The organism is Phycisphaerales bacterium AB-hyl4, from assembly GCA_041821185.1.
GTDB lineage: Bacteria > Planctomycetota > Phycisphaerae > Phycisphaerales > Phycisphaeraceae > Natronomicrosphaera > Natronomicrosphaera hydrolytica.
In genome coordinates this window covers 100,697-125,777 of record JBGUBD010000011.1, presented here as the reverse complement: position 1 = coordinate 125,777, position 25,081 = coordinate 100,697, and the positions used below count along the sequence as shown (strand labels likewise).

Genomic DNA, 25,081 nt, shown 5'->3' with positions numbered 1-25,081 from the left:
ACCTGCCGCCGCGTTCGGCATGGTGGCGTCGCCGCTCTGCAGCACCTCGCCATCGCAACTGACGCGCCACGCCAGGTGCAGGTGATCGAGGTTGGCGAAGTCGTAGCGGTTGGTCAGGCGAATCTCGCCGCGGTCGAGATCGACCGCTTCGACGTGCACGGGCGCGAGCACATGCTTGTATTCGAGCAGGCCGGGCGATGGCGTGCGGTCGGGCATGACGAGACCGTCGGCGATGAAGTTGCTGTCGTGGGGTTCGTCGCCGAAGTCGCCGCCGTAGGCGAAGTCCTCGCGGCCGTCGGGCAGGCGGCGGCGGATGCCGTGGTCGATCCATTCCCAGACGCAGCCGCCTTGAAGGCGTTCGTGCTTGTAGAAAAGCTGCCAGTAGTCGTGCAGGTCGCCAGGGCCGTTGCCCATGGCATGCGAATATTCGCACAGGATGAACGGCCGCTTGCCGTAGACGTCCGGCTGCACGTCGAGGCCGTAGTGATGAATCGGCTCCCGACCTTCAGCGATGTGCTTGACCTCGTCGAGGCTCGAGTACATCTTCGAGAATACGTCGGAAACCTCAAGTGTGCCGTCGCCTTCGTAGTGCAGCGGGCGCGTCGGCTCGTGCTCGCGGACCCAGTGGGCCATGGCCTTGTGGTTTTGCCCGAAACCGGACTCGTTGCCGAGCGACCAGAGGATAATGCTTGGGTGGTTCTTGTCGCGCTCGACCATGCGCTGCATGCGGTCGAGGTAAGCCGGCTCCCATGCGGGATCGTCGCTGAGTTGGCTCCAGTTGCCAATCGGTTCGAAGCCGTGCGTTTCGAGGTCGGCTTCGTCGATGACGTAAAGGCCGTACCGGTCGCATAGATCGTACCAGCGGAAATCGTGCGGGTAGTGGGCGGTGCGGACGGTGTTGATATTGTGCCGCTTCATCAACCGTACGTCTTCGATCATGGTCTCCAACGAAACCGCCCGGCCGCGGTCGGGGTCCCACTCGTGCCGATTGACGCCCTTGAGCATGATCGCTCGGCCGTTGACCCGCAGCTTGCCGGCCTTGATCTGCACCTGCCGAAAGCCGACGTTCAGCGGAATGACTTCCAGCACCTGCCCGGCGTCATCGAGCAGGCTGGCCAGCAGCGTGTAAAGCGTCGGCTGCTCGGCGGACCACTTCGCCGGGTTGCACACGGTAGTGTTCAGCGACAACGTCGCCTCGCCCAGCGGATCGACGTTTACCTCCCCGGCCAAGGGTTCGTCGAGCACGTCGCGCCCATCGGCGTCGAGCAGGCGCAGCGTTAGCCGATAGCTGTCCACTCGGCTATCAAAACGGTTGGCCAGCGTCGCCCGCACGGTCAAACTGGCGTCGCGATAATCGGAGTCCAACTCCGTCCGCATGGCCAGATCGAATACATGCACCTTCGGCAGCGTGAGCAGGCTCACGTCACGGAAAATGCCGCTTAGCCACCACATGTCCTGGTCTTCGAGATAGGTCCCGTCGCACCACTGATAAACGCGCACGGCCAGCAGGTTCTCGCCCTCGCGCACCATGTCGGTTACATCGAATTCGGCCGTCATCCGGCTGCCCTGGCTGTAACCGACCTGCTCACCGTTGAGATAAACGTGGAACGCGGCGTCAACGCCATCGAACCGTAGCACGAAGCGCTGGTCGGCGGGGCGATCAGGCAAGTGAAACGTGCGCCGGTAAGAGCCGGTGGGATTTTCCGTGGGCACGCGCGGCGGATCAACGGGGAAGGGATAGACGACGTTGGTGTAATGCGGTCGACCATAGCCTTGCAGTTGCCAGTGGCCGGGCACGTCCAGAGCTTCCCAGCCGGCGTCGTCGAAATCGTTCTGATGGAAGGCACGGGGTGACAGCGCGGGGTGCGTGGCGTAGTGGAACCGCCAGCGGCCGTTGAGCAGGCGATGGTGGGGTGACGGCGCGAACGGACCTTGCATCGCGCCTGCCTCGTCGGGGTGGGAGGTGAAAGCGCTGCGGGCGGGAAGGCGGTGAAGGGCGAGCGTGGCCGGATCCTGAAGAATCTCGGGAATATCGCTAGAGGGCATGGGCGAAAGCGTAGCAGATTTGGTGCCGCCAATGCGTCGTGTATCAACGGTGAACCGAGATGGCTGATCGAGCATCTAAAGGCTCCGCCGCCTCGGCCCCTTTCACCACACCGGTCAGGTGGCACCGCATCACTCATGACTGCGTTTGATCGCAGATCGCGGAGTCGCGCGCTCACCGGCGCGTTGGCTGGCTGGCGATCGCCCCCTCCTTGAAGAAGAAGTCATTGGCCGCCTCTGCCCGCCCCTTCTACGTAACGTCTTGCAATAAATTGCAAGATATTTACTGCGATAATTATCAGCATAAAGGATTGACAGTAATTTAAATGGGTTGTATGTTGTCGTTATGGCGACTTTGGAATCCATCGCAAAGGACCTCAATCTCAGTACAGCCACGGTCAGCCGGGCCTTACGAGGGGCGCGTGGCGTGAACAAGGCAACACGGACGCGCGTCGAGGTTGCGGCAGAGCGGTTGGGTTATGTGAAGCTGCGGCGGCAGGAAATGTCCAAGGACATCGCGATTCTCGTGCCCAGTAAATCGCATTCCGACATGCACGAGCTGGCACGTCGCCACATGATCGCGATCAGTGACGAGATCGCAAAGCGTGGCTGGCGTTTGCAACCTGTTTTCATGTCCGGGGACCATCAGGATTTCGAGGCTGTGCTCGACGGCCGCGGCGAGCAGTTCGGCAACAGTGGTCGGCCGGCGGACGGCTGCCTGGTCATCGGCCAGTTGCCCAGCGCGGAGGATGATCCCCACGCGGTGCAAAAGCGGCTTGCCGAGCGCTTTGATGGCAATGTCGTGATGATTTGCCGGCATGACGTGCTGCACGGGATCAGCGGTGTCTCGCAGATGAACTATGTCGGCGGCACGCAGGCTGTCCGCCTGCTGCTGGACGCTGGCCATCGACGGATCGGCTGGGTCGGCTCGCTTGGCAGTCGGGACAGCGCGGAAGAACGCCTCGGCGGCGTGTTGACGCAAGTCATCCGCACGCCCGGGGCATCACTGGACTGTCAGATCTGGCTCGACGACACAAAGTTGCTGCCCACCACATATATGGTAGAGCTCTTTGCCGAGGCGCTGCCTCGGAATCGCGCCGACTGGCCCACCGCATGGGTCTGCTCTACGGACTGGCTCGCAGCCAAGTTCATCATCTGGGCGCGGGGGCAGGGGGCGAATGTGCCAGCGGACATGAGTGTGGTCGCCTTCGACAATACGCGTGTCTCCGAAGAGCTTGCGGAAACGATCATTACCTCGGTGGTGTTCCCATATGAACAGATCGCACGCAAGGCGGTGGAGTTGCTCGGTTCGCTGATGGACAGCCCCACAGCCGATTCAATCGTCTGGACCCTCCCGCCTCGCGTCCGTGTGGGCGAGACGGTGGGGCAGCGAAAGTGACCGTTGGAAGGTGAGGCGTGCGCCGTTGTCGGGCTTGTGACGGGTGGATTGTTCAGCCGTGTGACGGCACTTGCATGTCGGGTCTATGGAGGATTGGAAATCTCAAAACTTGAAAGGGAAATCAATGAAGCATCTCAAGCGAATGGTCCTCGGTGCATGTATCGTTTCAACCGCCTTGCTACTGGCACCGCAGCACGCCTCGGCGGCGTTCTACTGGCAGTCCGGCGAAGACTGGCAGGTCGGCGATGTCCCTGAAGGGGCGACATTCACCGAAACCAACAACGGGTACAGCGGTCGCGAGGGGCAGGACCGCGGTAAAGTGGACGAGCCCCTGGAAAACTCAGGATTTTTCAACGACGTCGCACCCACAAGTTCCATCAGCTCCTCGGCGATCGGTCGTGTCGCGGGTGGTTCGGACAGCGGACAGTGGACGGCCGACCTCAACGATGTCTATATCATCGACAGGATCGTGCTCCACACCGCTGCCGCCAATAACTGGCACGGGCGCTATGGCGCGACCGTTTCCTACTCCGTGGATGGGCTCAACTGGACGGTCGCCGGCACGGTGCCCACGGTCACTCCGACCGGAACCGCGCAGGCATGGGCGGAAGATGTCGACTTCAATGGCGCTGAGGCCCGCTATCTGCGCCTGGGATACAGTAATTCCTCCGGCAACTTCCATCATCGCATGGACAGCATGGACGTCTACATCGTGCCCGAGCCGGCGTCGATTATGCTGGTCGGTGCCGCCGCGACGTTGCTGCTGGCCCGACGTCGACGCACGCTGCTGAAGTGAATCGCCTGATCGGAATCCATGGTACACATCAGCCGCGTCGCGGAAATCGGATGGCGTCGTAAAGACTTTTGACCTCTCTCGACATGGCTTTTACGGAGTCGTCCGCAGGATGCGATGCAGATCTCAGGAGCACTCCAGATCTTGCCTCGCGCTATGCAGTTCAACGGAACAACGAGAAGGGGTATCGGCGTAACCGCCTGCCAAGAGGAATTCACGATGAATGACGAGCATCGCCATGTGAGAGATGTAGATCGAGGATTTACGCTGATCGAACTTCTTGTGGTCATATCGATCATTGCACTGCTGATTGCCTTGCTGCTGCCTGCATTGCAATCGGCCCGCGCCACGGCTCGCCAGGTGGCTTGCGCCACTCAGCTTCGGTCGCTGCACCAGATCACACATGTCTATGCACAGGACCACAACGGATACCTCATGCCGGTTCTCGACAACGGCACTCCCACGGCTCACCGCCAATGGCCGTATTACATGTGGACGTCGATGGAATCCTATCGGCCGGAGGTGTCGCATTTTCAGTGGACTCACGAACGGGTTTTTCATTGCCCGGAGATGGCGGACCTGTCATATGTCCATCGAAGCTATGGCATGAACACCCGGTTCGGCGTGCGTACTCAAGAATCAGCAGCGTACCCCGCAAAGCGCCTGGAAGAAGTGGTTTTGCAAAACACCGTCTTTCTCGCCGACGGCCAGGCGTTTGCCGATACGGGATTTACCTCGGTTCTGGATCGCGCCATGCCCTGGATCGGGGAGCATCAGCACATTGCCTTCAATCGCCACCTTGGCGCCCAAGCCAACGTTCTTCTTTTCGTTGGCGCCGTCCGAACGCATCGTGAGGAAGAAAAAGATTGGACATCAATCGATTTGTGGCGGTTGCAATAACGCTTCGGTGGACTGCATTGAGTGGTGGCCGAAAGACCGATCATTGGGACCCGTTGGGGTGAGCAGATCAAGCGGCAAGCCAGATCAATATGAGCCTGAGAGGAAAGATTTTTCATGGCAGAACACAGCGCGAAAACGCGAAATTCCCCCACCCGAACGAAGCTGGTACTGGTCATGTTCAGCATATTGGTGATCACCTGCGGACTGATGACGTCTTCCGCAAACGCCGAACCGATTAACCTGGAACAGATGTTGATCAGTGCGGGTGCGAATTCCGACCAACGCGTACCCGCTCGTTTCGGCCGCGGCTTTCGTGTTTCTCGCGATCATGAGCCGTTGCGTCTAACACGCGGGATGTCGGCGGAAAACGGCTTTACGTTTGATACATGGTTTTTGATTGAAGAGCACACGGCGCAAGGCACGATCTTCAGCGCCGATGCTTGGGGCAACTGCCAGTTCGTGATCCGCGGGAACGAGCACTTGGTGTTGGACTATCGGCGGGGTCAATTGACTGCGCATCATCCATTGGAGAAAAACCGCTGGTACCACGTGGCGGTGCGTCTCGAGCCGGGCAAACGGGCAAGCATATTTCTGGACGGTCAGCTCGTGGCCCATCGTGAAGACGATGTCGACGCGCCGCACGAAGGGGCGAGCATCCGAGTATTAGGTGCTTGGCGAATCAATGATCGTCGCGGATATCGTAATTACTTTCATGGCGTCATTGATCGGTCGCGTTACTGGTCGCGCATTCTCAACGATGAGGAGATCCGTGTCGCCTATGAGCAGGGGAACCAGCAGGCCGACATCGTGCCGCTGCCTCAACATGTCATGCGGCATTCGGATGAGGAATTCACGCCTGGCGGGCGAATCGATTTCAGCCTCGATCCTGGTTTGGTGCGGCGAAACAATTTCGCCGTGGAAGCCGTACGCGACGCGGTACGCGCATGGTCGCCGGATGTTCAAGTGACGCTGGGTGAGCGACGGCCAAATTTCGAGCATGCCGCGATTGTTCTGGCTCGTCCCACAGCCGAAACGCTTGAAACATACCTGAACCTCAATGCCGCGCATTGGGATGAGCTTCCCGACGAGGGGTATGCCCTTTACGTTCGGAAAGACCGAATCATTGTTTACGCCAACGATCGGCGCGGCGCTCAGCACGGCTTGATGTCGCTGAAACAGTTGTTCGAGCACGAAGACCTGGCCGCGATGGACATCTGGGACTACCCCGAATATCCGTTTCGCGGAACAATGCTCGTCAATGATTCAAAGCCGCCTTATCGCTTTAACGACGAACATCGGCAGATGATCGATCGCATGGCGGAGTTGAAGCAGAACCAGTTCATGCTGCGTTCACACAGTTGGCTGGTGCTGTCGGATCCAGCGGTGCATCAGCGGATGCAGAGGATGGTGGCGCACGCCAACAACCGCGGGGTTGAGGTGTCGCCCTACATTCAGGCGTACAGCCACGCGAAGGGGTTTCTCTGGCAGGACCTGAAGACGGGACATACGACGGCAGTGGACGACGAGCAAGGCACGTTTGGGTCCGATGATTTTCTGGAGCTTGAGCATCGCAACGTCATTCTCAACGCTGTGACACCGATCAAAGTTTCGCTGAACGGTGAGTCGCTAGAAGCGGGACGCGACTACGAAGTAGTGCCCGGCGTGACGGAAGCGTCCTGGAGCGGTCATCCGGAAGGCACGCGGTCCACTTGGGCCCGTCCGCACATTCCCGAGGACAACGAGCCATGGCGGCTGCGCCGACTTGAAGGCGGGCGTATTCCCGCGGGATCCGCCGTGCAGGTGTCTTATGCTTACGCCAGTGGCGAGGAAACGACATGTCCTTTCAGCCCGGACACGTGGGAGCGCCTCGAGGATGCGGTGCGTCGCTCGCTTGAGATGACCCGGGCGTCCTACCTGAACCTGGGGATGGATGAAGTCTGGGTGATTCGTCGAGAGGAGTGCCGTGCCTGTCAGCAGAACCCGATGTCGCCGGAGCAGACGACGCTATACGCGATGAACCGAGCATATGAAGTAGCACGGCAGGTGGATTCTGACGTGCACGTGATGCTGTGGGCCGACATGCTCGATGAATATTTCAAAGCCAACTGGGCCGCTCCGCTCGACAGCCGGCTGATGGACGAACTGTATAGCCAGGGCGAAGTGTCGTCGGAGATCATTATGATGCCGTGGGAGTACAGTGGCTGGGTGCACGCCAAGCAACGAGGCTTGCAGTATATGCGCGATCGTGGTTTCCCGGTGGTAGGGGCGTCGGGTTTCACGTTCGACAACAACCTGGTCTGGAGTGAGGCCTCGCTGCAAGTCGAACCGGCGGACGCTGGCGTGCGGGGCCTTCTGTTCTGCACATGGGATTCAAATCGGTTCGAACAGTGGGCAGCGGGGCTCGAGGGGCATGCCATGGCGACGTGGTCGCCACATCGGTTGCGGTTCTCGAAGGCTTACAAGCTGCTTCAGATGCTTGAACCGTTCGAGGTGCTGAGTCAGAATCCTGGCGGGGTACCTATGGATCGCGCGGCCAAGTTGCAATTGCAAGCGCTTCACGCCAAAGCACAACGGGAACTGGATCAAGCCGGCCCAGTATTGACTGAACGTGTTCAGGGGTTGGCAGAGTTACAAGACCGGATCCAAAAGGCGGGTGACTGGATCAGTCGACACACAGCAGGGCGTGAGTGATATTTAACGGCGGGCTCGTCGCGATGGGTTCGACGCTGAATCGGCGTTCGGTGTGCATTTCATCGCCGCCGGCGGCTGTTGCGGGCCGGACCAGATGATCGACCCTTTTAACGGCGTCATTGAAGAAGTGAAAAGTTGCCAGTTGCTTCACTCGTCTGCGTGGCTGCCGCCTGTTTATCATGCTCATTCATGCCCCCCACACACACAGCATCGCTGCCAATGTTCCGGCGGGGTTAGGGCGGCCGGTTGTGTTCAGTTGTCGGCGGGTTGATGAGCGGGTGACAGTCCGCTCGTCTGTTCGCCGTAAGCTGACACTGAATATGAACACTTATTCCCACGGATCCAAGCCCCCACTTGGCAAGAAAATGAGCCCACTCAGGTTTTCCACATCGCCGACGACGGGCAAGCGAAAGGCGTTGAGTGGCGGTGAAACGGCGGGCCTGATTGCGGCGTGGGGTGGTCACGCAGAGGGGGGTAAGAGTGTAAGCCTCAATAGCTGACACTCACGCCGGACGACGCATAAAAAAGGCCCCCGAGCTGTCACACACGGAGGCCGTTGAGCGTGCAGTTTCCACTCCGCAAGCCCCGCAAACGACCATGCTTAACGCGTGCCCGCGCTCCGGCCTGCAGCGAGTCGTTTGCTTACAGCGAACCCTGTGAAGGGTTGCTGCAAGTCGGAAAGCGGGCGAAGGGACTCGAACCCTCAACATTCAGCTTGGAAGGCTGACACTCTACCAATTGAGTTACGCCCGCGTGCGTGCAAGTATTTAATTTTCAAGACCTTATGGGGTTGATTTCTGTGACCCCAATGGCTCTCTCTGCATCGACCCCAATTTGACCCCTATCGATGTTGCCCGCTAGTGTCTCAGAAGGTCGTGTGCAGGCCCGAATGATAGCAGCCTGCGCCGCGGCTGGAAAGGCCACCTTCATGGCACGCAACAACGAGCGTGGGCTTGAACTGACATTCCACAAGCCTTCAAAACGATGGCGGAAGCGGATCGGCGGAAAGGACCACTGGTTCGGTTTCGGAAAGGGCGTCAGCGACCGCAAGAGCTACAAAGCTGCTCTCGAGCGATACCGCGCCTTCCAGGAGGAGCAAGCGCAGCGGCGAGCCTCGTTGACCCTCGACCTGGACGAGTTGATCGACCGCGAGGATGGGCCGTGGAACGAGCGGGCGGTGCAGGCGATTGACGCCGTGCAGGGTGATCCCGACGCAGCCGCCAAGCTCGCCGCATTTTTTCAGCGTGGGGTCACGCCTGCGCCGAGCAGAAACAGTAGCCGCAACAGCCTGGCCGCCATCGAGACGCTGGTGACCGACTTCCTCGCCGTACAGAAGCAACGACGGGATACGACCGAGAGGCACCCCGAGCGATTGGGCAAGAAGCAGCGGCTGAGCCCGAAGGCTCACCGCTTCATCAAGGACACCATGACCCAGTTCAAGGACTGGTGTATCGACACAGCCCGGGTGAAGACGTTGGATGATCCGCAGCGGACGGAGCGGCTCGTGCTGCACTACCGCGAGCACCTCACCAAGTTGCTGGCTGACGAAGACATTGCTCCGAGCACCCTAAACAACCGTCTCAAGTATCTGCCCGCATTCTTCCGCTGGGCATGGGAGAACCGACGAATCGTCGAGCAACCTCGCACGCTTCGGCAAGCATGCCAGAAGCTGACCGTAGCCCCATCGGCGAAGCCACTTACCGTGCGACAGGTCCGTCGCATCTGGGAGGCTGCGGATGGCCGCCTCCGAGCCCACATATCGCTCGCGCTAAACGCGGGTCTGTACGACCTTGAGCTCAGTGACATCTGCGGCAAGCACCTGAGCAAGCGTGATGGGGCCAGCTACCTGGCCAAGCACCGTCGAAAGACCGGTGTGCCTTACAAGATCAAGCTGTGGCCGTTGACCGTTGAGTTGATCGCCAAGCACCGCGACAGCAGGGGGGCTGACGAGTTGCTTTTCCGTACGAAGAAGGGACATCCCTTGGCCCACTTCGTTGGCGACAATAAGTCGAGCAGTTTGGCGCAGGCATTCAAGAAAGCTGCCGTCGCCGCCGCTGTGGATCACGCTTCGTGGTCCATGTTACGTGATACCGTTGCCACCGATATCGAGAAGATTGCCCGGCGGATCGGCGATCGGGGGATCACGTCACAGTTGCTTGCGCATGCCGATGATCGGACAGCGCGATTCTATGTCGACCAATCGCCAATCGAACTGGAAACGAGCAAGCTCGATGCGGCCCTTGATGAACTGGCCGAGCATTACGACCTCGATGGGCGGCACCGGGCGGAGCAGCGAAAGAAAAAGGCCGCAAAGTATGGGCTGGACAAGGAGCCGGTGAAGAAGCAGAGGAAGAAGAGGTAAGTGTAAAACGATCGAATTATGGCCTGCAATGAACAGAGGCCTCTGAAAAACGCCGCCTTACGGCAAGAACCGATTCAATCACAAAGGGCACAAAGGACACAAAGTTCAGAGCTTATTGTTTTCTGCCTTCTTTGTGTCCTTTGTGCTCTTCGTGCCCTTTGTGATTTTTCAGAGTTCCCAACACTTTGGATGTCCACAGTAGACGCGTTTCTTGTGCACGCCGAATTAGCCAGCAGGTCCGGCCGGTTCAAACCAGTGTAGATCGCCGGCCGCTGACGATTATGGTGTGCGCGTACCGGGGGCGCGGCGTTCAGGCTGTATTCCTGCGGAAAAATGCGGGTAGAGAACAAAATGGCGGGAAAATGCCGTCACGCTCATTGGAGCCATCCCGATCAAGCACACCGGTTAAAAACTCTTCCCCCCCTATTGTTTCGTTCTTCTTTTGCTCTGCTTCCGCTTCTGCCCCCCGGCACTCCCGTGCGTGGGCCATCATCATGACACGCCCCTGGGCCCCCCTAGGCTGTTGCACCTGCACCTGTACCTGCACCTGCGCCGGCACGACCTGCGCCGGCACGTAATCTTCTTCTTGCAGCAGGCCTTCAGCCCACGGCAACTGGGTGTACCGTTGGGTCAGTTTGAAACGCCGGCATTCGCCCCGCGCCTTGCCTGGCACGCCCAAAAGGTAGTTTCTGGTCCTGGATACCAGCCCCAGTTCCTCGGTCAGCAGTCGCACACCAGCTGCTGCCGTCGAGTTCACGCGGTCAGTGGGGCATCCATGACCTTGAAGCAGGGCTTGCAGGAAGCCGGCGGGCACCTCGTCACGCCCTTTGGTCAGGGTCTGGCCGGTGTAGGTGCAGGTGTATGCCAGTTCGTATGTCATCGCGAAGGCGATGCCTTCCCGCAGCACGGTGAGCAGGTGGTAGTCGACACACGAACCGTGTTTATTCCCCCCGTGTTCGCTGTTGATTTGATCTATTCTTCGTTGGGATGCCATGCCCCGCATTGAGCGTTCACCCCGGAGCAGTTGTTCGTGGGGCACCGTTGCTTTGAAAGCATTGACCATCTCGTCATACCTGACTCCACGCTTGCCGGTCTTGGCCGGATCATATGGCTCGATCTTTCCGGGTATGCCATTTATGAAGGCGTCCACGTCACTTTCGGCCTTTCGCACACGGGCTGTGTGCCGTTCGCGGTCGCTGGTGGGGCCTTCTTCCAGTTCCCATAGCTGAAGCGTGTGCTCGATAGCACGGGAACGATCACCCTTTTCCTGTCGCACCGCGTGCCCCGCCAACCATGATCGGCGGCGGAGGATGCCATGCCCGTCATGGTCATGTTCTTCCGCAGCATCGGGAGCAAGAGCCCACCCAGCTTTGCTATTCACCGGGGGCAACACGCACTCCACACCTTCAACGTAGGATCCCAGCGGTGAGGTAGGTGCTGCTTTTCTGGCTCGCCTGCCCTGCCTGCGTTGCTTGCTGCTCTTCTGTTCATCGTGAAGCGGACAGCACCGGACCATGTCCCATCCGGTCAGCATTGCAAGTTGATGTTGCGGCACGGGCTTGCCGTCCATGTACTGCGCGAAGCCCTCGGGGTTGCGGTCGCGGGGGTGCAGAGGCTTTGTTCCTTGATCACCACCGTGCACGCGGATAATCCGCTCAAGCCCTGGACGCAGCGTCGCATCCGGTCCTAGTTCCGTTTTTTGCTTCTGGTAAAGGTCGCCCACAGTGGGGCCGTCTTCGAGGTCGGGGTAAGCGGGCTGAAAGTAGTTTTTATGAAAGTCTGGATTATGCACAAAATAGCAGGGTCGGCCCCGCACAAGGTCAATGGCCGCATGGCCGTCGGGATCTTGATAACGTGCTTTGAGATGGCGTTGAAAATGGGTGATAAATTGGTTTCTAAGCTCGAACTTGTCGTCCGCCCACAAGATCATGATTCGAAGATGGGCTCCGCCGCCGTTTGTGGATGGCCCCAGCCAGTAGGAACAGCCGGGCGGGATGAGGTCGGCAATGATCCGTCGGGCGATCGCCATGGCGGCGGCATGTGTCATGGCTTTGGGAAGTTTTACCTTGGCTGTTTTGTCACCACAATTGACTTTGATATGGCCTCCATCGATGTCAATCATCAGTTCCGTGACGTACCGGGTTTTCAGGATGACAACCGTTTCGCGGGCGATCGTCCGCCGGCACGTGAAAAAGAGTGTGCCCTCTGCGTCGAGCAGCGTACGCTTGAGGCGGTTGAGGATGGTATTTGGCGCGCGGTCTAGCTTTGCCCGAAGATCGGCGTAGGTTTTCGAAGGCCGCTTGATCCAAGGGAACCGCTTGTTACCGATGAACGGGCGGGCGTTAAGATACTCCAATGCTCGCTCGATCGAAATGATGGGTTTGTCGGCGGGCTGGATCAGTTGATCGAGGTCTGGGTCATTAGCTAGCCCAGCCGTGGCCGCGAGAGAGTAGACGCTGTTTTCGCCGAACCACTGTTCCCAGCGCTCCTGATGGACCTGCACACCGTAGAATTTCCCGGTTTGGGTATGTTTGAGCCGCTTTGGGGCGGACATTTTTTCGTGGTGATGCCGCTGGGTTCGCCGGTTGTACGCCGAGGGGAGGGTGTCGGGGTTGGCGCGGATCGGCCGGCCGTCATTGCTCAGGTGGCCGTATTCGAGAAGGTCGCCGAAACGCGATTCCCACACTGCCAGGACATCGGCCGATTTCTGGCAAGGTTCTGGGAGGGTTGAGGGGGCTCGGTCTTCCGGCTCCGCTTCTCGCGCCGCCGCAGCTTCGCGTGCTAGACGTTCTTGCTCGGCCAATATCTGCATGGCATCCGGACCCTCGTCCGCTTCGTGGACGGGCTGGTCATCGACGTCCATGATCAACTCGTCGACGTCACCGATGGCCTTGGATGGTGACCGGTCTTCCTGCTCGGCGGTGTCCGAGAGGTCGTGGGAAGCCGGATTGAATTCGTTCGCGTTCATGGCAGCACAAAAAAAGCCGCAGTGGCGGACCATCCTGGCCTCCCTGCGGCGATTTCGTGCTACTGGTGGGCACGAGATAACTCTTGTTTTGCACCGAGGACGCACCATCACCAGTAACAGGCGTCCGTGCCTACATAGGTAATCGAGCATCGGCCGCATTTTTCTGTAGCGTAGACCGCGTTTTTTTTCGAGCCTTTTGGGGGACGCCGTGGTTGCTGGAAGTGAGCTAGGATTTGCACCCTGTCGCTATCTCATGTCAGAGATAGGATCGGGATTTTCAAACGTTAGTTTTTTGCTGATTCTTGCCGTTGTAAAGAATGCTTTCTTTTTGACAATGTAAAGCCTGCTTTACAACCCATCGGACACCAGATTTTACAATGGCGTTTCCACGCCGTTAGCGGCGGTTTTGCATCGAGCTAGGATGTGTACCCTGCGCCTATCTCGTGGACGGCGGTTTCGCTGGGGTCAGGACGCCTGGGCCAGCAACTGATCAAGGTGCTCCATGTGCTGCAGCGATTGCTCGAACAGGCCCGGCCACAGATCCGCCGGCTCGCAGTCCGCCAGCGGTCTGGCTTGCTCGTGGAGCCAGTGGCGGTGGGCCAACGGCCAGGACCGGCCCGTGCCCGACCACGAGATGCCCTCCCGCAACAATGTGGCGTGGATCTGGTTCTTGACCTTGATGATCTCGCCGACGATCCACTTACGGTGACGAATCAGTGCTCGATGCTGCCGCGTGGCCCAGCGTCCGTTGCATGTTGTAACCTGCCCTACCTATCGGAGCGTGCAATGAAGTTTTGATATGTCAAAGGGGAGGGGCTTCGGGCAGTGCTGGCGCTAGGACCCGCTGTTGACGTTTCCGACAGCACACTCCCGAGGTCATCGCGCAGTCGGGACGTGACCACCCATATCCACCAGCACTGACATAGTTGCGGATCGGCTTCTCAACTGGACCGACCTCGCTCGAGCCGGCCGCAACGCGTGACGGCAGATGATTGGCGTGAAGTGGCGCAGGCTCCGAAACACGGTTCGCTGAGCTTTCGCCATGCCTTCACCGTCTGGAATAATGCCCGACTGAACTGGCAACTGGCTCGGAGCACCGACATCCCCATCAGGACTGCGGGCTGCGCTGGACAGACTTCGTCGTGGCAGCCGCCGTCCGAGCCCGCATTCCTCATTGGAAGAGCTATTTTCGACCATCCATCATGTTCACACGGAACGAGTTCGCAAATTCCTCGCCATCATTCATTAGCTTTCGACAACAGGCACCGGTCCAATTACCACATTTCGCGAAAAAGCAGATGCACATGCCAGAATTCGACCCCGTGGCGGTCAAGCCGCGTTCCACTTGCCACAAAAGTGCCAATTGCAGAAAATCGCTGGGGGAATTCGTAACCACCGGCGTAAGCCTCCACATCTCAGCGACACAGAATCGACCACATTTCGACTCAAATGTGATCAGTTTCGGGTCCGCGCCTCTACGCTATGGCCAGGGGACACCAGGTGGCAGCTTCAACGCTTGACAGTCGCGTCACAGTGGTGTCTACCAATGGCTGATACATCGAGGTACGTGGACTGGCAGGGACTCCATCCCGGGATGCAGTGGACGCGAAGCACCAATGGCCCACGGTTATCATGCAGTGCCACCAGCCGGAAGCGGAACCGTAGGTTTGTTAGAGCCAGGAGCATGATGCTGGGCTTCGCGGCAATGGCTTGAAGAGTTCTGGCTAGCGCCACTCGGGACATCTGTCCTTTGGGACATTGCATTGACCCAGTTCGCGAGCGCATCCCTGCCAAACCGCACTCGACGCCCCATACGAAGCGGTGGAGGTACCGCTCCCTGGGAGACGAGGCGTTCCAAGTGACGGACAGAGATGCCGAGTTCCTTTGCTGCTTCATCCTTGGACAGGGTTAACCGTGCGGATCTCCTGCCAGTCAACGTCTGTGATGTGTGGAATCGCATTTTCGCCTCCTCCGCAAAACGAGGTACCTTTCGAATTATCGTCCACAGTTGCGTTGGCGCTACATTATCACGCGGGCCAGATTTTCACGTTCACTTTGAGCTCTGGCGTTCACTATTCGCTTGTCAAATTCTGTTTCACCGGTCGGAGGAGTACGGGACATGTGTATCCACAAGCCACCATTTTGGTGTCTGTGGTCGCGTCTCGTCACCTAAGGACGCACCGTTGCGCGAGGTCCTTGCCGAGCGGAGCGGCGCCGTGCTACGAGCCCCTTACTACACGGGCACACGTGAATTGTGTGGATCGACGAGGGACAGAGCGTGAAACTCCACCCTATTGCATCAGCATCCGAGATGGCCTCGAACACTGCGAGTGCCAATTCTTCGTACCACGTACGATCAAAGCTGTTCGCATGGCAGCCATTGCGTCACCCTTCGCACCTGCCGAATCGTGGCAGTCAGTTCACCAGAAGGTCATGCCACCAGATGCCATAGCGGACGGTGAGGATGATCGCGCGTGCGAGCCATCTGCCGCAAGGTATTAGCCGTCGGACGAGATCGCCAAGTCATGCACGCCGCCGTGGAAGGTGTCGCTGTACGCGACCTGTTTGCGGCGCAGGCCGGTCGATCCGCCGCACCATCGCTCGTCGCTGGACACCAGCTTTGTGCCCGTTTCACCGCATCGCTGGGCCTGCCTCCGCTCCGGTTCGGAACTGCCTACACTCACCTGTACTCCCGCAGTAGCCTAGCGATAGAATTGGGCTGGTAGCGAAGATTCTGCGAAACCGGGCACAAAAATGGAAATGGCTGAAAGGAATCTATTATGGCAACCGGCCTGGCGAGTCTGGTTGAGAACGGGACGAAAGTGTGGTCGGACTCGGTTGACCCGGATGTCATCGAGCGGGATCTGCCGCGCGGGATCACGGGGGCGACGTCGAACCCGGTGATCGTGGCGGACCTGATTAACACGGGGCGGTTCGATCAGACGATGCGTAAACAACTCGAACACACGGCCGAGGATCACGAACTGGCCTGGCAGATGACGGATCAACTGGTGCAGGACGCGCAGCAGACCTTCTCGCCTATCTGGGAGCAGACGGGTGGCAATGACGGCTATGTAAGCTTTGAGTTAGACCCACTACTCGAGGACCCGGAACTGGGGCCCACGCACGAGCGGGTCGTGGCGCAGTACATCGACCTCGGCAAGCAATGGTCGGCAGGGCAGACCAATCGGCTGATCAAGGTGCCGGCCACGGCGGCCGGGCTCGAGGCGCTGGAGGAATTGGCTGCGGCGTCTGTGCCGCTGAACGTGACGCTGGTGTTCACGCAGCGTCAGTACGAGGCCGCTCGCGAGGCGATCTGGAAAGGAATGCAGCGCGCGGGGAATCATCAGCATTACAAGAGCGTGTATTCGATCTTTATTTCGCGGCTGGACGTCTATACCCAGAAGCATGTGCCCGAATTGAGCGAGGCGGCCCAGGGTTGGGTCGGGACGGTGAACGCGAAGCGATTGTGGCGGCTGAACCAGGACTACTGGCGGGACAAGGGCGTAGGGCTGGACCAGGAGATCGTGTTTGCGTCAACGGGCACGAAGCTGGCCTCGGATCCGCCGGACAAGTATGTGGAGGCGCTGGTCGGCAGCGACATTCAGACGAACCCGCCACAGACAAACCAGGCGGTGGAGGATCTTGGCAAGCGGTACAGCCGGACGATCGATCAGATGCCGGATGTGGCAGTGCTGGAGGAGATCGACGAGAAGGTAGACATGGCTGAGTTGGAGCGTGTGCTGATGCAGGAGGGTGTGAAGAAGTTCGCTGATCCGCAGAAGTCGCTGCTGAAGGTCATTGAAAAGAAGCGGGCATCACTGATCACGACGGGCTGAGCCGGGTCGCAGACGGTGCGGGCCCAACCGGGGTGGCTCACAATGTGTCAGGCCAGCCGTACCGAACAAATTTTCCATTCGCGCAGCGCGCGGTCGCCTAGAATGGGCGGCCAACAATGAGAAGAGTTGGGGGCATCCATGCCTATCCAGCGATGGGAAAATGAAGGCGGCCGGATGAGTGACTCCAAGGCGAGCTCCACGCCCCGGACGGACTCTACTTTTCACACGCACAAGAGGAGACGACTGATGGCCACCCCACAAACGCGTTCGTTCAAAACCCGGATCGACCTGCCCGCCGAACAGCGGGAGAAGTTGATCGCTTTGCTCAATCAACACCTCGCCGACACATTCGACCTCTACGGGCACGCCAAACAGGCGCACTGGAACGTCAAGGGGCCGCAGTTCCACCAACTGCACGAGTTGTTCGATGACTTGGCGGAGCAGCTGCAAGAGTACGTCGATCTCATCGCCGAGCGAGCTACGGCGATGGGAGGGACAGCGCTGGGCACGGTCCGCATGGCCGCGGGCGCATCGCGGCTGGCCGAGTACCCGCTGGATCCGGGGGGAAGCATGCAGCACGTCGAAGCATTGGCGGATCGATTTGCCGCTCTAGCCGCCACAACCCGATCGGCCATCAAAGACGCCGAGGAACTCGGCGATGCCGACACCGAGGACCTGTTCACCGAAGTCTCACGCGGGCTCGACAAAAGCCTGTGGTTTCTGGAAGCCCACTTGCAGGGTTAGCCGCACCCGGCGGCGACCAGCCGAAGGGAGGTCTGTCAAATGCGACTGCTCACGACTGACGCTGCCGGAAATGCACACCGGACTCATCCGAACGCCCAACAGGATCCGATCCGGTACAAGAACCTGGTGCGAGACGCCGAGTGGATGCCAATCAATACCGGTATGGCCGCCCCGTTTCGTTGTTAGTGTTCAGCCAGAACGCCCCGTCGGCTGGAACGGCTTGAGGCTCGCCGTGTGTCATGAGGACGAGGGGCGATGTAACAGAACGGGCACAGATGCGCCACGCACAACCTTATCAGACACACTGCCAAGGAAGGCGCGGGCAAGGCCACTCTGGCCACGAGTTGCCATGCTGATCACGTCTATCCGTTGCAGGCGAGCATGTTCGAGGATCTCGCTTGCCGGTTGCCAGTCGGTGGCCACCCAAGTCTTCACGCTTAACGATTGCTGTTCGAAGCGATCGGCGATCTGTTGAAGGTGCGATTGCGCCTGTTCCACCAGCGCCGCATCCACCTGCTCCGTCACCTCGAACCATGATTCGGCGTAATCGGACGACGCCGGCTCCACGACGTGCAGTAATGAATAATCCACATGCATGAGCTTTCCGAACGTGGTGGCCGGCGCAAGCACCTGCTCTGCAAATGCCGAGCCATCCAAGGGGATCAGCATCCGCTGCGCCGCTGGTTCATGCGTCAGGTCGGGAGCGTGCTCCTGGGGACGTATGACCAGCACCGGCATCGTGGCTTGCCGGATGAGCTCGACTGCCGTGCTGCCGAGCCAGAGTCGGCTCAACGGGCCTCGCCCGTGCGTGGTCAGCACGATCAGGTCGGTCTGCGATGTCTTGGCCCGCTCAAGCACACGATCCACGACGTGGCCATCAAGCAAGGTCGACTCAACCGGCAGAGACGAAATCGCAGTCACCCGCTGGACGACATCATTAAGGTACGCTTGGGCCCGCTCTCGAGCCCGCGCGTTAATCTCCGTCAATTCCGGCACTTCCCCACGTACCGATTCCCATGGCTCATAAACATGCACCAGTTCCAACGGAGCACCGGCCCGACGGGCGATGCTCATCGCCCACGGCAGGGCGTGTTCACCAAATGCGGAACCGTCCAACGGGACCATGAGCGAACGAAACATCAGGCGCTACCTGCCTTCCTGTCTTCCTTCCGGGATCCTGGCCCTCCAAGAGATACAGACGCTCCGCTGCAGATGTTCGCTCGCACCAAGAAGTAGCACTCGATCACCTACCTGCAGGTCTACATCCGGGCTGGGGTTGACGATGCTCTCGTGCTCCCGATGCCGACGATGCTGGTCCCGGGTGACACTGCATATTGTAGTTCACGAATCAGCCGATCGGCTGCGGGTGATTGGGCTGGGACGGTCACCGTTTCAATCACCGCTCGCTGCAGAAACGCGCGCACGGGCGTGGGCTCATCCGGCTTCGGCTCGGGCAGCGCCTCAAGCGTCACCCGCAGCGCCCGCTACTCCCGCGAACGAGAGCCGGTGATCAATGCCTCGGCCATGAGCATGCATGCCGCTCGGCGCTTGCGCAGCGTGGCCGCGAGCAGCGGCAGCGATGGCAACATCGCGATGGGAAACAGCATCGTGTTCATCTCCACCCAGGCGGGCAGGAACTGCAGGTGCAGGGGAGTCGGGCGGGCGGACAGCGCGGAGATCGACACGAAGATGACTGCGACCAAGGCCAATTGCCGCTGCCTTCATCTAAACATCAGCCCAGCGAGCGTTCGAGTCAGCACGCTCTCGACCCATTGACAAAGGGTTTATTTGGGCTATGGTATGGGTGTTATGAAGATCAAACCGCTGCACGACTGATACCGCGTTCCGCCAGCCAACTGGCAACGGACGCGGTGTTTTTACGCGCGCAGCGCATCTGCAACAACGAGTTGGCAGGTACCCGATAAGGAGTCGCGTGGTCATGGACCGTGAGGCTATTTTACTGTCAACGAGATTCACTCCAATGAGAACCTGGGCCGCAACGTGCGTGCCCGGTAGAGGAGAGGCGCTGCGTCAGCCATGCCGTCTCGGCGGTGCGATGCAGGTCACCTTCCTGCCGCCTGCGACACCTGCGGCGCACCACGGTCTGCTCGATCTTGATTCGTCCCTTCCGCCAGCGCCCGAGTAGCGGTCTTGCCAAACGTCTTTTCGCCCACAGCCGGTTGCGGACCGCGCTGGCGGCGATTCCGTGGGAAACGTGTCTCTGTCATTGCATCTGCATCCCGAATCAGGAACGGAGTCTTACGATGCTGACCCGAACAATCGTTATTACCAGCAAAGACCTTGAGCGGTTGCGCGAGTTGATCCGCCATAGTCGAAAGTCGCACACCGAGGATCACGCGTATCTGCTTGCCTTGGAACAGGAACTCAACCAGGCGGAGGTGGTGGAGTCTGGCGCGGTCCCGCCGGAAGTCGTGACGATGAACTCGACGGTGCTGGTGCGCGTTGACGGCAGCCGACGCGGACAGACGTGGACGATTGTCTACCCGGAGCATGCGGACATGGATGAAGACCGCGTCTCGGTGCTCGCGCCACTGGGCACAGCATTGCTCGGCTACCGCGTCGGTGACACCGTTGAATGGGACGTGCCCGCCGGGCGACGCCGCTACCGCATCGCCAAGGTGATTCATCAGCCAGAGGCTGCGGGCGAGTTTGATCGTTAATCCGTCGTAGGCCGGAGCGATGGTGCTCACTGTTCCGTGTCGATGCCTCGCGACACACTCATGGCGATCAATGCGCCCGTGCTTTGCCCGAGGCCCGGAGCAGGGGCGTCAACACGGTCGTCGAGGCCGCCATGGCGTGCGGCAGTGTGCTGTGAACAGTGCCACGCCTTACCCGGAAGGACCGACAGTTTATGTATGCCTCAGTTGCTCAAACCCACATGCTGCACATGCGACACGGCGGCAGCCATGCCGAGGTTCGCTTTCCGCAGCGGGTCCTGGTCTACCTGCCGCGATCACCACGTGCCGCAGCCTTAGCTGCCGAGGCATGGGCCATCGCGCAAGGCGCTGGAGCCGAGTGCCAGTTCCTTTTCATCGGGCCCCACGACGACGATACGCGACATGACCTGCGGCGTGCGTTGGCGCGGGCGCAGGTTCCGTCGAGCGTCCCATTGCAGATTCGCACCGGCAAGCTTCGTCGCGTGATTCGTCAGGTGGTGCAAAAACACGGGATTGACCTCGTGATCACCGACACCACCAGCCGCCACACAACATTCCTGCGCCACCTTTGTTCCACGGCGGGACAAATCGTCACCGCAGCACCTTGCTCTGTGCTACTGCTGATCGAGCCAGCCCTTGAACGCCGACCCCTGGAGCGCTTTGTCGTGTCGGTCGATTTCGATGATTCCTCCCGTACGATGCTGGGCAGTGTCCTTCACTGGGGACGATGCGAGCAGGCGGAACAGTGGCACCTGATTCACGAATACGACCCCAGTGGGTTCTATTCACTTTTGAGCCGTCTTGAGCCGGAGTCGCCTTCCCGCCGCATGGTTCGGCTGGGCAACTTCATTCGTCCCTTTGACTGGTCAGGGCTGCACATTCATCGCCTGTGCCTATGCAATAAACACGGGTGCGATGCGATCTGGTACGCCGAGGCGGTGCGAGCGGACGTGCTCTGCCTCCCACTGTCTGCCCGCCGGCAGGCATTCTGGGAACGCGTCCTGCGCTTCCGGCTGGATGTCGACGTTCCGGCACTGCCCCGCGCTATCCTGTTGTTCCGAGGTGAATCCGGCCGACTCAGCGATGAAGACAAAGTTGCCGCATAGTGACTCTCCCCCTTCCACATCATCAGCTGCACCGCATTCAACGGCATGCCGAGGAGGCCTCCCACCCCGCCGGCAGGACCAGGACGAACGGCAGCAGCACGGCGAACGAATTGTGTGTGCCGACGCTGAGAATCACCGTTGGTCCCACTGCCCCTGACAAGGCGATCCGCTGGCCGGCCGATTGAAGGTATTACAGCACAGACTTGGACTGCCTGCCTTCTATCGATCGATCTGGAATGCTTCGGCAATCTGGCCTGCGGCCGGATAAAAATCCAGCAGTTCCGCAGTCACCGGCGCGTGAAATTGTTGGAGTGGACGCTTTACCCATCCCGCCTCCGCAAGCACCCCCAGCGCGAGTTGGATGAGTGAGATGCTGCGTGGAACGCGCCGTACCGAAAGTCGTTGGATCTCGCCGGCCACCAGATCCAACGCCGCATCAACCTTCCTGTGAACAACGTGTTGATCGGCTTGTGTGATCGACTTGACCAGAATGAAAAAGTTGTCGGCAAAGCGGCTCCAGTCCTTGGGCTCCAGTTCGCTCGGAATCGCATTCTGATTCAGCAGATGCTGAAACCGCCCGGCAACCGTGGCCCGCGTCTCGAGGTCTGGCCAGGTGTGCGCCACAATCGGTTCGGCAGATCGCTCGAATGCCTGCACCAGAGCGTCCAACTGTTCCACGGCTGCCTTAAGTTGCGCCGCCAGGCGCTTCCGACGCCAGTCGATTTGGCCCGATTTGTAGACCAGCGCATGTGTCGCCGCAGTCCAGGCATGCTCGAACGCGGATCGCACCTGCACTTCAAACGGGAGTTGGTACAGAGGTTCCTCGGCCGCCACGCCCGGCGGTGGACGGAGCCTGCCCACGAAGCGTGTGGCGTCGAACCGGAACACGTCGGGGCTCTTGGCAGTGGATCCCCGAAGGCGCAGAAACTGGACGACGAACTTGTCCTGAAGGAACTTGACGACTTCCGGCTCGTCGTCCAGCAACGGAATGACGACGGTGCACGCATACAGATCATCCAACTCCGACCATCGGGCATACCAGCCCGACTCGATTTTCTCAGCGAGCGACTCCACGCGCTTGATGCGTCCGACGTAGGGATAGCCCTTCTGATCGCAGTACACCGTCAGGATGCTCTGGACCCGTTTCCCCACGTTCTCGACCAAGGGCAATACTTCGCGATAGCGCCGCGCGATGGCAGGAGGCACGATCAAGGACCTTCACCTCCATCAGGAAGGTTCTCCCCTTGCAACACACGACTCATGATGTCAATACGCGTGGATCGCGGTTTCGCGTCGTTTGAGGCCGTTCGAGCCGCTTCCAGATAAGCCCGTGCTGCGGACAGCGACTCGCGGGTTTCCCGGTTCTCCAATAGAGCGTGGAAGTCGCGAAGGCGCTTTGCGGCAAGGGCCACGGGCGGCAGCCGATCCTGGCGTCGAAGTTCAACCACTGCGCCAAACAACGAATAGAAGTCGGCCTGGTTGCGAAACCGGCACCGGCGGAGGTATTCCCCCGTCTTGTCCCTGGTCAGAGCGCGCAGGTAGTGGATGGCCTCACGAAAATCCTCCTCCGTCTGAATCGCCTCCTCCCACTGCTCATCGCGATCGGCGAACGCTTTGTCCATCGCCGCGACCGAGTAACTTCTTGGCCCCTCTTCCAAAAGAAGCAGAAGCGAAGCAACGAATTCGACGTCTTTCATCTGGCGACGCGAGGTGAGGGTGATTCGGGGAAACCGCCCTTCGAAGTCGGGGATCATCCAATCGGCCAGTCGCTCCGCTGTGCGAAGGAAGGGGCCATCGAACTGGGCGTGGCGCAGTTCCTGGGGGGTGAGCTTCGCCACGTTCCGGTTCAACCGATCGAAAATGTTGTTGACGACCTCTTCATTATCCGTAGGCAGGTACTCGACCGAAAAATCGTACTCGTACACCCGCATTCTCGTTTCGGGGTCGAGGTCGCTGAAGTATTTGCCCCGCAGGTCCGGGCGCGGCGAGCGGTCGCCGACCGCAAGCCGGTCTTCCAGAAAGTCGAAGATGGCCGTCAGGCGCTGCTTGCCATCGACCACCTCGTACGTGCTGATGCCGGACTGATCGATCCGGGAGTGCAGGAAAATTACCGGAGCCGGAAAATCCAGCAGGATCGTGTCAATAAAATCCTGACGGTACCGCTCCCCCCACACGCTTCGTCGCTGGTACGGCGGGTTGAGATCAAGACGCTCACGTTGTTTCTGGTCCCAGAACCACGAAATGTTCTGGAAGTTCTGCCGACGCGAACCCATGTTGCCTCCCGGTGAATCTAGCTTGGGTGCCTTTCTGCAGCCGTAGCACCGGTCGTACATCGGCGTGTCTCAGTTGATTCTAGGCCGGCGTGCAGGGCGGTCGTCCTTCAATCGGGCCTTCGCAAACAGACGGCAGCATGCCGTGGCAAGTGTTCTCGACCCAAGGTGGTCGGTAGCTCACCCCAGCGCCTACTGAGGGGGCGCTCTGACGGAAGAAAAGGGGGAGCAATGAGGTCGCAGTTCAAGTGCCTGTGCCTACCGTATGCGAAGTGCCGGGGGCCCCGTGGCTTGCCCCGACAGCTTCCGCCGAATGAAGCGGTTACCCACCGACAGGGGCGGCGATGGCAGGCGTACTCTCGGGACTGCTGAATCTCGTGACCATCGTCTTCGCGGTGAGCAGCATGCTGTCGGTGGGGCTCGGCCACACCTGGACGGACATCATCGGCCCGCTCCGCAACGTACGCCGGGTGGGCCGGGCGCTGGTGGCCAACTTCGTGCTGGTGCCGCTGCTGGCGTATCTCGTGGTGCGGGTGCTGGTGTTGGACGACTCGCTGGCGGTGGGTCTGATGCTGATCGCCATGGCGGCCGGGACGCCGTTCCTGATCAAGCTGACGACGGCCGCCGGTGGCGACGTGGGGCTCAGCGCCACGCTGCTGGTGCTCCTGCTGCCGGCGACCGTGATCTACATGCCCTTCGTGGTGCCGCTGGTCGTGCCGGCCGCCGAGGTGAGCGTCGGGGCGATCGCGCTGCCGCTGATCCTGAGCATGCTCCTGCCGCTGGCCATGGGCCTGTTCGTCAAGGTCCGGGCCTCAGGGTGGGCTGAGCGCCTGCAGCCGATCATGGCCCAGACGTCAGGATACACGCTGATGGCGTTGATTGGCCTGACCGTCGCGGCCAACCTTCCCGGGATCCTTGACGTGACGATGCGCTCAATTCTGGCGGCGATGCTGTTCGTCGGCGGCGCATTCGCCATCGGGTACCTGCTCGGCGGCAGGAATCCGGACGCACGGGATGTGCTTGGCCTGGGCACCGGGCAGCGCAACGTGGCGGCGGCGACCGTCGTCGCCACGCAGGGCTTCGATGATCCCGACACCCTCATCATGGTGGTCGTCACCGCGTTGGTGGGACTGGCGGTCCTCTTTCCAATCGCGGCGAAACTGCGCGAGCGCGAGGGCCGACGGCACGGCCTGGCCGAACAGGAGTCCATCGTGGCGGGTGCCATAAGCCGGGAAGGACAACCGAATAAGCCGCCACCCTCAGCCCCGTGACTTGTTTCAAACACTTG

At 60.0% G+C, this 25,081-nt stretch carries 18 protein-coding genes and 1 tRNA gene; 10 read left to right on the top strand and 9 right to left on the bottom strand.

Translation table 11 applies throughout. The features are described from left to right. The coding region (locus ACERK3_15905) for a glycoside hydrolase family 2 TIM barrel-domain containing protein (protein MFA9479771.1) at positions 1-2,046 on the bottom strand (2,046 nt) is incomplete at its 3' end. Between the two features lie 343 nt (positions 2,047-2,389). Between ACERK3_15905 and ACERK3_15900 the strand changes: the two genes are divergently transcribed. The 4 genes from ACERK3_15900 (at position 2,390) to ACERK3_15885 (ending at position 7,826) form a co-directional block, all read left to right on the top strand. After that, on the top strand, positions 2,390-3,442 hold the full coding sequence (locus ACERK3_15900) for a LacI family DNA-binding transcriptional regulator (GenBank protein MFA9479770.1): 1,053 nt from the start codon (positions 2,390-2,392) through the stop codon (positions 3,440-3,442). Between the two features lie 124 nt (positions 3,443-3,566). Beyond that, a complete protein-coding gene (locus ACERK3_15895) occupies positions 3,567-4,238 on the top strand; it encodes a discoidin domain-containing protein (protein MFA9479769.1) in 672 nt (223 codons plus the stop codon). Between the two features lie 216 nt (positions 4,239-4,454). Further along, positions 4,455-5,135, top strand: a complete 681-nt coding sequence (locus tag ACERK3_15890; GenBank protein MFA9479768.1) for a type II secretion system protein — start codon at positions 4,455-4,457, stop codon at positions 5,133-5,135. Positions 5,136-5,249: 114 nt separating this feature from the next. Further along, positions 5,250-7,826, top strand: coding sequence for a LamG-like jellyroll fold domain-containing protein (locus tag ACERK3_15885; GenBank protein MFA9479767.1), 2,577 nt, complete (start codon positions 5,250-5,252; stop codon positions 7,824-7,826). 680 nt (positions 7,827-8,506) lie between these two features. On the opposite strand, the gene ACERK3_15880 is transcribed toward ACERK3_15885, so the two are convergent. Next, positions 8,507-8,579 (bottom strand) — tRNA-Gly (locus ACERK3_15880). A gap of 175 nt (positions 8,580-8,754) precedes the next feature. On the opposite strand from ACERK3_15880, the gene ACERK3_15875 reads away from it, so the two are divergent. Continuing rightward, on the top strand, positions 8,755-10,188 hold the full coding sequence (locus ACERK3_15875) for a tyrosine-type recombinase/integrase (protein ID MFA9479766.1): 1,434 nt from the start codon (positions 8,755-8,757) through the stop codon (positions 10,186-10,188). 310 nt (positions 10,189-10,498) lie between these two features. Here ACERK3_15875 and ACERK3_15870 read toward each other — a convergent pair whose 3' ends face one another. The 3 genes from ACERK3_15870 to ACERK3_15860 form a co-directional block, all read right to left on the bottom strand. Next, positions 10,499-13,189: a hypothetical protein gene (locus tag ACERK3_15870; protein MFA9479765.1), complete on the bottom strand. Its 2,691-nt coding sequence runs from the start codon at positions 13,187-13,189 to the stop codon at positions 10,499-10,501. A 1,597-nt stretch (positions 13,190-14,786) separates the two neighbouring features. After that, a complete protein-coding gene (locus ACERK3_15865) occupies positions 14,787-15,116 on the bottom strand; it encodes a helix-turn-helix transcriptional regulator (GenBank protein ID MFA9479764.1) in 330 nt (109 codons plus the stop codon). A 538-nt stretch (positions 15,117-15,654) separates the two neighbouring features. Then, positions 15,655-15,840, bottom strand: coding sequence for a hypothetical protein (locus ACERK3_15860; protein MFA9479763.1), 186 nt, complete (start codon positions 15,838-15,840; stop codon positions 15,655-15,657). A 96-nt stretch (positions 15,841-15,936) separates the two neighbouring features. Between ACERK3_15860 and ACERK3_15855 the strand changes: the two genes are divergently transcribed. Then, entirely contained in the window at positions 15,937-16,995 is a 1,059-nt protein-coding gene (locus ACERK3_15855; GenBank protein MFA9479762.1) for a transaldolase family protein, read from the top strand. Positions 16,996-17,241: 246 nt separating this feature from the next. Beyond that, positions 17,242-17,739 carry a DNA starvation/stationary phase protection protein Dps gene (gene dps, locus ACERK3_15850; protein MFA9479761.1) on the top strand — a complete coding sequence of 166 codons (498 nt, stop codon included), beginning with the start codon at positions 17,242-17,244 and terminating at the stop codon, positions 17,737-17,739. A 237-nt stretch (positions 17,740-17,976) separates the two neighbouring features. Here dps and ACERK3_15845 read toward each other — a convergent pair whose 3' ends face one another. Both ACERK3_15845 and ACERK3_15840 read right to left on the bottom strand, forming a co-directional pair. Next, the gene (locus tag ACERK3_15845) at positions 17,977-18,879 is read right to left on the bottom strand and encodes a universal stress protein (GenBank protein MFA9479760.1); all 903 of its coding nucleotides are present in this window, start codon (positions 18,877-18,879) and stop codon (positions 17,977-17,979) included. A 344-nt stretch (positions 18,880-19,223) separates the two neighbouring features. Further along, a complete protein-coding gene (locus ACERK3_15840; protein MFA9479759.1) occupies positions 19,224-19,448 on the bottom strand; it encodes a hypothetical protein in 225 nt (74 codons plus the stop codon). Positions 19,449-20,003: 555 nt separating this feature from the next. On the opposite strand from ACERK3_15840, the gene rnk reads away from it, so the two are divergent. Continuing rightward, complete coding sequence (gene rnk, locus ACERK3_15835; GenBank protein MFA9479758.1) at positions 20,004-20,420, top strand: nucleoside diphosphate kinase regulator; 417 nt, start codon at positions 20,004-20,006, stop codon at positions 20,418-20,420. Between the two features lie 191 nt (positions 20,421-20,611). After that, positions 20,612-21,523 carry a universal stress protein gene (locus ACERK3_15830; GenBank protein MFA9479757.1) on the top strand — a complete coding sequence of 304 codons (912 nt, stop codon included), beginning with the start codon at positions 20,612-20,614 and terminating at the stop codon, positions 21,521-21,523. Positions 21,524-21,742: 219 nt separating this feature from the next. Here ACERK3_15830 and ACERK3_15825 read toward each other — a convergent pair whose 3' ends face one another. Next, positions 21,743-22,729, bottom strand: coding sequence for a hypothetical protein (locus ACERK3_15825; GenBank protein MFA9479756.1), 987 nt, complete (start codon positions 22,727-22,729; stop codon positions 21,743-21,745). 2 nt (positions 22,730-22,731) lie between these two features. Further along, complete coding sequence (locus ACERK3_15820; GenBank protein MFA9479755.1) at positions 22,732-23,796, bottom strand: DUF262 domain-containing protein; 1,065 nt, start codon at positions 23,794-23,796, stop codon at positions 22,732-22,734. Between the two features lie 341 nt (positions 23,797-24,137). On the opposite strand from ACERK3_15820, the gene ACERK3_15815 reads away from it, so the two are divergent. Then, entirely contained in the window at positions 24,138-25,064 is a 927-nt protein-coding gene (locus ACERK3_15815) for a bile acid:sodium symporter family protein (GenBank protein ID MFA9479754.1), read from the top strand. Positions 25,065-25,081 lie beyond the last annotated feature (17 nt).